Source organism: Vibrio sp. 10N.239.312.C11, from assembly GCF_041466065.1.
Taxonomy (GTDB): domain Bacteria; phylum Pseudomonadota; class Gammaproteobacteria; order Enterobacterales; family Vibrionaceae; genus Vibrio; species Vibrio tasmaniensis_A.
This window is the reverse complement of sequence record NZ_JBFSRZ010000095.1, coordinates 1-7,022: the sequence shown is the minus strand read 5'-3', so window position 1 is coordinate 7,022 and position 7,022 is coordinate 1. Positions and strand designations below refer to the sequence as shown.

Below are 7,022 nucleotides of genomic sequence, written 5' to 3'. Positions count from 1 at the left end.
CCGTCCCGTGTTTTTTGACTTTCCATTCACCTTCGCCATAAACCTTAAGGCCAGTCGCATCAATCCAAAAGGTCAAAGAACCGCGGTTAATGAGTGATTGGTTGTATTGCTTCCAGTTGGTTGTTTTGTAACGAGGTTTAGGCATAGGGCTACGAGAGGGAGTGAATGTAGCTGATCAGATCGTAGGTTTTAGGTTTAGTTCCAATGAATTACGCAACAAAGCCTTCCATTCATAATCATTGGCAGGAAGGCCTTCGCTAAGGTCTGAGTCGAAATATCGAGTAAAAATGCAAATGTTTTTTTCATTCCCCTGTGTTTCGATTGTCAGTTTTGTCTTTATTTTCAAAATTATATACAATAGGACTAGCGAGCGTGACTGCAAAATCGTGATTATAGGATAGTTAGAAAATATGATAATGAATTTAATCTATGGTCTAATTTCATTGTAAATGTAAGAAGTCACGCTGTCTTTGAAAGTTGACCAACTAAAACAGCATGACTGGGGGTTCTTTGTTTAGGAATGAATACTAATTCCTGAATACAGCTCGCTCATCGTTAAAGAATCAAAAAACAACGTAAAAAATCACGTTCTTTCCCTATGAATAATATTTAATTTTCGAAAACACACCTAAATACGAACACTCTTCAGAAACTCCACAGAAAAATTAAATTATACACCAACCAAGCCATTCAAATCGGACCAAAACAATGGGCATTTAGGACTTAACATCTTATTTATTAGAATCTTAAATAATAACAAATAGAATACAACACATCGGATTTGTTATTTATAAATATCAAATTACTATCTCGCCGCTCAATAATTTCTAACCAAAAAATAAACAATAAAAAGGTATTAACATGTCTATAACTTTTCAAGGTAACCCCGTTTCAATCTCAGGTCTATTTCCTAAACCTAATCAAGTAGCACCAAGTTTTACTCTCTGCGACAAAGAATTAAATAGCCTAACCTTAGAAAGCCTAAAAGGGAAAAATGTCTTATTAAATATTTTCCCTAGCATTGACACCCCAGTTTGTGCTGCAAGCGTTCGTACATTTAACGAGAAAGCCGCTAATTTAAACAATACAATCGTATTATGTGTTTCTGCTGATCTACCCTTTGCTATGAATCGTTTTTGTGGTGCAGAAGGCATTGATAATGTAACAACCGCTTCTTTCTTCAGAGAGTCATCATTCACTGAAAACTACGGTGTAAACTTAAATGAAGGTGCGCTTGAAGGATTAGCTGCGAGAGCTGTTATCGTTATCGGTCAAGATGGTATAGTCAAACATAGCGAATTGGTTTCTGAAATTACTACTGAACCAAACTATGAATCTGCGCTAGCGGTTTTATCATAATCATGCGTAAACTACTTATTGTTGCTGCCACCCTTTATTCAATAAACGCCTTCGCAAAGTTTGAAACTACTGAAGACGATGCTGGATTTGGAGAGACACAAGTCGTCACACTTGATAACACCACAAAGTTTGATCTGATTGGTACACCATTAGAAGTAGGCGATTTATTGCCTTCGGCTAAGATGTTGACTTCAGATTTAGAAAGCTATGATACTAGTGCGCAAAGTAAATCGATCAAAATTTATAGCATATTGACATCTGTTGATACACCTGTTTGTGTTCAACAAGCTATTGAGCTTTCTCAATACATAGAAAGCAACCATCACAAACTTCAAGACATTGAATTTTATGCAGTCAGTGCGGATACTCCTTTTACTCAACAGCGGTTCATTAGAGAGCATTCTCTTGACGGAGCGACATATCTTTCTGACTCTTCGGAACATAAGTTTGGCCTCAATACAGGAACTCAAATTAAGCAGTTAGGCTTACTTAGTCGAAGTATTATTGTAGTGGGTATGAATAACCAAGTCATTTATACCCAAAGAGTACCTGAACTTACAACTATCCCTAGTTTAGAACGAGCAGTGAAAGTTGCGTTAGAAAACCGCTAGACTCCGGAAATATATAAGGGGCATTAGCCTCTTATATATTACCCAAATTCCAATTATATAAATAACAATCAATAATGAAAACCATAAAAAAACAAAATATATTTATAGGGTTGTTAATCCTGGTATCATTAGGTGCTCTTAAACTAAAAGAATCATCTATATTAGAAGCATTAGTAGAAGAAATTTTAATTGAAAATTATATAATAAAATCAAAATACAACATGGCACTCCATCATTTCATTAAATAATATCAACTTAGTTACAACTGCCTCTCTCCAATAGTACACCGATGCAATCCCATAGATTAGTCAAGTAGAGTCGATATCATTATACATACGAACTCACAAGAGGAAGGCATCAACGCATCTCAATGAAACCAGACACATAAATGGAAGTAACTGTGCTGATTTAAGTATACCTTTCAAAGTTCTCGTTAAAAAACAAAGCAAAATTGCCCTCAACGCCTATAATCAATTCTTATTATAAACTCGAGTTCATACTATTTTACTAGTTGTTGTCTATTGAATAATTTGGTAAGTTTGTAATATTTCATTTAAAAACAACACCAAGTATAGGTATGCAGCTATCTATGTGGGATTTTAGACCTCATGAACACTCTCAACTTCGAAATAAAATATCAGGTGAAGAAAAGAGACTAACAAAAACAGAAAGCCAGTTATTATTGCTCTTACTGTCGAATAACCATCGAGTCGTAACTAAATCTGAAATTCACAAAAAAATTTGGCCGGGGAAATTTGTTTCAGATGCCAGTATCACACACGCCATTGCATCATTACGTTTAGCTTTGAATGATACAGTGGAAGCACAATGTATCATTCGAACCGTACCTAAAGCCGGTTACTTTGTCGCTTATAATAAAATAGCTCTAGTTTTAACTAACCAAGCCCAACCCGAGACTAGGCGACCTGATAAGGTAGTGGCTTTTAAGCTTAAATGTTCTTGGCAAGCTGGCGTAATAGTTTTATTAGTCAGCATGAACTGTTTACTGTTTTGGTTTTTGTTCATACCTTCACAAAGCGAACCTAAACTGAACATGTCAAGGTTGAACTCTCAAACTAACACCTTTACGATCAAGAACAACGATTTTCATAGTCAACAACTCTTAGAACAGCTGATTAGGCACCCTACTTTAAACAATGTGAATTTTTATATTGCTTCAAATAAAACTAGGATTTATGTAAGTTGCATTCACCAGAATGCATCATCACCTTACGGCCAAAGCATCAACTTTTCCATTGATGTTAAGCGCGCTATAGAGGGGATTAGCAATGATATTGTACAAAAATGCCAATAAACACTATTTGCTTAGCGTTGTCTTTTTACTTGCCTTGTTGCCTATTCAAATTTTTCTCAATGCATCGTTTATTCCTAGTTTTGCTCAAAACGTTAATACCCAAATAAGTAAAACAGTTCTGACTTACGGTGAGCAAATGGGAGATAAGAAATACAGAAAAATCGACTATCACTTAAAACCTTATCTATGGAACCGATTTCTATTAATGGCTTCTATCCATTTCGACAATGGAAAAAAACTGGACACACAATTTCTTATTACCTTTTGGCCGAAATCCATTTATTCCATAAAATATATAAATCAACTGGTTAACACTCCAGAAACAGAATATTTTGATTTACCAGAGCAACATGCGCTCTTTGATGGCGGCGAAGAAAATTTTCAAACTTTGTTAGAAACCTCCCACCAATATTGTTACATCCAACTGTCGAACAACTCAGTTCAATGTGTCAATATATCTGAAAATAAAGAAAAAATTGACGTCAATGACAAGAAAACAACATAGCATGTGGATATTTAATCCAACCCTTAGGCGCCAGCTAACTAACCAAAGTAATGGGGAGAGCAAAAAATTGCACTCTACAGATTGCAAAATTTTAGAGCTTTTATGTCAAAATCAAGGCGAAACCGTTTTAAAAAGTACCCTAATCGACGTGGCTTGGCCAGGGCGAGTCGTCTCGCAAGCTAGTTTAACTCAGTCTATAGCCCACCTACGTATAGCTTTAGGTGACAATGGCCGACAACAAAATATTATAAAAACAGTCCCAAAGCATGGTTATTTACTGGTAAGCAACATAATAAGCCTTGAGGTGCCAATAGTTCTTGAACAAAACAACTCATCAACACCTAGTTCAGAAATAATCCCAGACACTCTCCAACCTCAAGACCATGAGAAGACCAGTCTATCGGCCCATCTACAATACCTTCAAAGATTCATTCTATTGACTCTCTCACTGTTATTTTTAGTTAGTCTCACTTGGTTAACGCGGATCATATATTACAATAGCACCACAGATCGTATTCAATGGAACCAGCGTGAACATTTGGGCGTAACGTACTATTTTACTGATACTAAAAATGGAGATAAACGTTTCAATGACCTCAAAGGGAGATACTCAAGTGACTTACGTATGCTCTATATTTCTGAAAACCCTGAGCAACTCTATGTATCGTGTGTTTATCAACCTAATAATTTACATGAACACAACACAATGAATTTTAGTTTTTCCCGAGACTATTCAATCGAGCAAGTAAGAGAGGAAATTAATGAACAATGTCGGTAAAGCCATTATTTTTCTGGTCTTGGCAAATATACTCGTCATTACGTTTATCTCATGGATAAATACCCTTAATCATCCTCTATTCTTAGATGGTCGAAACAACATCATGTTATTTTCTCATGGTCGTACATATAAAAAATTTGAAGTCGACTCCTTCAAAGAAGTAATTACCGTAGATCATCTGTGGGGAGGAGTTCACGATGCGCATTGTAGCTTATTATCCGAAGGCGAAAACAAAGCCCTCAACATCTATTACTCCGTTTATTTCTGGGGTGCAGACCTCTTTTCGACAACCAACGCGCTACGTAGCGCAAACTACACTCCCTCAACAGAACTTGATTTCACTGAAGCACACTTGATTGAGAATTCATCGGAACAATTTTTCCAGACCTTATACCAAGATAAGTATATTTTCTGTTATTCCAGTTTATTGACCGGCAGTGTCCAGTGTATCACGGCCGATTAATTAGAGTAATCAATCTAAATCATCAACAGATTTAGTTATAACTAAACATGTTGATTATAAACATGTAAATATCAATGACTTAATTTATTCATTTAAAATCAATCTAATGACGAGTAATTTAAATTTCGGATTTGTTTATTAGTGTTCTTAAGGGTTTATGGACATAGTACTAGCAAATAGGACATATTTGAGAAACGTAATACTCATGATCAGAAAAAGAGAACCTTTAAAGATTACTGCACTCTTGTTAGAAGGAAGCCCAATCACAGCAATTTCGGGACCAATCGAAATGCTGACAATTGCTTCAATGCAAGCAGGATTACCAGCGCCACAGGTCAGTTATGTATCAGTCACAGGGGGGCCGACTCAATTCTTAGGGGGGCTAACAATTAACAGTAGTACGCATTGGGAATCCGTCGAACATACCGACATTTTAATAATAGGTGCTTGTGGTGACATAAATAAGGGGTCTTATGTCTTACCCAAAGAGGTTAAATATTGGCTAAAAAAACAAATTACGCAGTGTGAATTTGTTCTCTCTTTATGTACGGGGACATTTCTTCTGGCTGAGCTTGGGGTTTTAAACAAACGAAGCGCAACTACACATTGGGTATATGCTGAAGATTTTCGAAATCAATTCCCCCAAGTAAAATTCAAACCACACTTGAAAATAACTCATGAAGACCGATATATTTGCACCTCCAGCATTAAAGAATACTTTGCTGCAACAATTTTGTTAATTGATGCTTTGTTAGGCACGGCCCAAAGAATTAAATGTGAACAGTACTTAGGAGGTGATGTTTCAAAAATTAAGCGAATTTGTTTAACGAGCTTTGCTCAATACCATCAACATAGCGACAGTTTGATTGATCGGTTACAAGAGTGGATGCACAATGAAGACCCAAGCAGGCTATCTGTCGCTATGTGTGCAGAGAAAAGTTTTTTGAGTGAAAGGCAAATGAAACGTCGCTTCAAAGCAGCAACTGGCGAATCTCCAATGAACTACATACAACGTATTAGAGTGGTATTAGCGAGAGACAAGCTGGACACTACCAGCTTAAACATAGAACAAATATCCCAGCAAGTTGGTTACAGTGACACAAACCATTTTAGGTCGCTGTTTAAAAAATTTTACGACATGACGCCCACAGAATATCGCAAAACGACACAGGCTTGTGAGATTTAAGCACCTTAATTCTAACTGGACCTAAGCCCTTAGCTAAAAAGGGAGTTATTCACTTGGATTGAAATGATTAACCCAATAATAAAGCTGGTATCTCTCCGGCTTTGAGCTCCACAGCCTTCATCAATTCAACTTTAAGAAAGTTGATGTCTCTCCGCCTACGCTTGTATCTGCAAGCGTTCAACGACAAACCACAAGGGAAAGAAAAGCGAAACAAAAACAAAGTCGACTAATTTACCTGCAAGAAATAAACGATGACGATCTTGGTGAGTCAAATGCGTATTGATTATAAAATTCAGGGCGAGTAATCATGTGGATAAAAAGTGGCAACTAACATTCACTAGATACACTGTTAGCTCGTAAACCGTAAAAAGTTCAGCCTTAGGTTCAATCTGACAAACATCGCTTAAAAAATAATGACTGCCAGATTAGGCCCAAGCAACTACTTTTGATGTGACATTTTTGCCACTCAGACAAATACTATTGAGAGAGTTTTTCTAAGACAGGGGTTATGGACCGATGAAGCTCACTGGACTCATATGCACCAGCTAATAATTTACTCGGATAAGCAATTGAATGGCTTAATACCTCACCAATATTGTTAATATGAATACGCTTATCAGCCACACAAGCACTCAAACATGTTCTAATAAATTGTTGGGATGTATCAAGCTCAAGCAAGCGTGCGCATCGCAGCGCTTCTTTGGTTCTTTCATAAAGCATTTCTTCAGATAACACGATTTACCCCTTCTCCAGGCTTTGTTGCGTAATTCAATGGAACTAAATCAAGAACCTACGATCTGATCAG

General features: G+C 36.7%; 8 protein-coding genes and 1 pseudogene. 7 read left to right on the top strand and 2 right to left on the bottom strand.

Features of this window, described 5'->3' with window-relative positions:
• Positions 1-145: pseudogene (locus tag AB6D07_RS22250) on the bottom strand (IS5/IS1182 family transposase); the annotation flags it as partial.
• A gap of 716 nt (positions 146-861) precedes the next feature.
• On the opposite strand from AB6D07_RS22250, the gene tpx reads away from it, so the two are divergent.
• The 7 genes from tpx to AB6D07_RS22215 all read left to right on the top strand — a co-directional run bounded on the left by tpx (position 862) and on the right by AB6D07_RS22215 (position 6,217).
• A complete protein-coding gene (tpx, locus tag AB6D07_RS22245) occupies positions 862-1,359 on the top strand; it encodes a thiol peroxidase (RefSeq protein WP_017100137.1) in 498 nt (165 codons plus the stop codon).
• A 2-nt stretch (positions 1,360-1,361) separates the two neighbouring features.
• Positions 1,362-1,970 carry a redoxin family protein gene (locus tag AB6D07_RS22240; protein ID WP_017098654.1) on the top strand — a complete coding sequence of 203 codons (609 nt, stop codon included), beginning with the start codon at positions 1,362-1,364 and terminating at the stop codon, positions 1,968-1,970.
• A gap of 577 nt (positions 1,971-2,547) precedes the next feature.
• On the top strand, positions 2,548-3,285 hold the full coding sequence (locus AB6D07_RS22235) for a helix-turn-helix domain-containing protein (RefSeq protein ID WP_241810843.1): 738 nt from the start codon (positions 2,548-2,550) through the stop codon (positions 3,283-3,285).
• Positions 3,260-3,790 carry a hypothetical protein gene (locus AB6D07_RS22230; protein WP_017098656.1) on the top strand — a complete coding sequence of 177 codons (531 nt, stop codon included), beginning with the start codon at positions 3,260-3,262 and terminating at the stop codon, positions 3,788-3,790. The genes AB6D07_RS22235 and AB6D07_RS22230 overlap by 26 nt, the downstream gene beginning before the upstream one ends.
• Positions 3,771-4,568, top strand: a complete 798-nt coding sequence (locus tag AB6D07_RS22225; RefSeq protein ID WP_017098657.1) for a winged helix-turn-helix domain-containing protein — start codon at positions 3,771-3,773, stop codon at positions 4,566-4,568. The genes AB6D07_RS22230 and AB6D07_RS22225 overlap by 20 nt, the downstream gene beginning before the upstream one ends.
• Entirely contained in the window at positions 4,552-5,031 is a 480-nt protein-coding gene (locus tag AB6D07_RS22220; protein ID WP_017098658.1) for a hypothetical protein, read from the top strand. The genes AB6D07_RS22225 and AB6D07_RS22220 overlap by 17 nt, the downstream gene beginning before the upstream one ends.
• Positions 5,032-5,188: 157 nt before the next feature.
• Positions 5,189-6,217, top strand: a complete 1,029-nt coding sequence (locus AB6D07_RS22215; protein ID WP_017098659.1) for a GlxA family transcriptional regulator — start codon at positions 5,189-5,191, stop codon at positions 6,215-6,217.
• A 477-nt stretch (positions 6,218-6,694) separates the two neighbouring features.
• On the opposite strand, the gene AB6D07_RS22210 is transcribed toward AB6D07_RS22215, so the two are convergent.
• Entirely contained in the window at positions 6,695-6,952 is a 258-nt protein-coding gene (locus AB6D07_RS22210) for a hypothetical protein (RefSeq protein ID WP_017098660.1), read from the bottom strand.
• Positions 6,953-7,022: the final 70 nt, after the last annotated feature.

What these genes read in the sequence shown, in the direction of transcription:
- tpx (WP_017100137.1), top strand. Translation starts at nt 862, where the DNA reads ATGTCTATAACTTTTCAAGGTAACCCCGTTTCAATCTCAGGTCTATTT.
- AB6D07_RS22240 (WP_017098654.1), top strand. Translation starts at nt 1,362, where the DNA reads ATGCGTAAACTACTTATTGTTGCTGCCACCCTTTATTCAATAAACGCC.
- AB6D07_RS22235 (WP_241810843.1), top strand. Translation starts at nt 2,548, where the DNA reads ATGCAGCTATCTATGTGGGATTTTAGACCTCATGAACACTCTCAACTT.
- AB6D07_RS22230 (WP_017098656.1), top strand. Translation starts at nt 3,260, where the DNA reads ATGATATTGTACAAAAATGCCAATAAACACTATTTGCTTAGCGTTGTC.
- AB6D07_RS22225 (WP_017098657.1), top strand. Translation starts at nt 3,771, where the DNA reads ATGACAAGAAAACAACATAGCATGTGGATATTTAATCCAACCCTTAGG.
- AB6D07_RS22220 (WP_017098658.1), top strand. Translation starts at nt 4,552, where the DNA reads ATGAACAATGTCGGTAAAGCCATTATTTTTCTGGTCTTGGCAAATATA.
- AB6D07_RS22215 (WP_017098659.1), top strand. Translation starts at nt 5,189, where the DNA reads ATGGACATAGTACTAGCAAATAGGACATATTTGAGAAACGTAATACTC.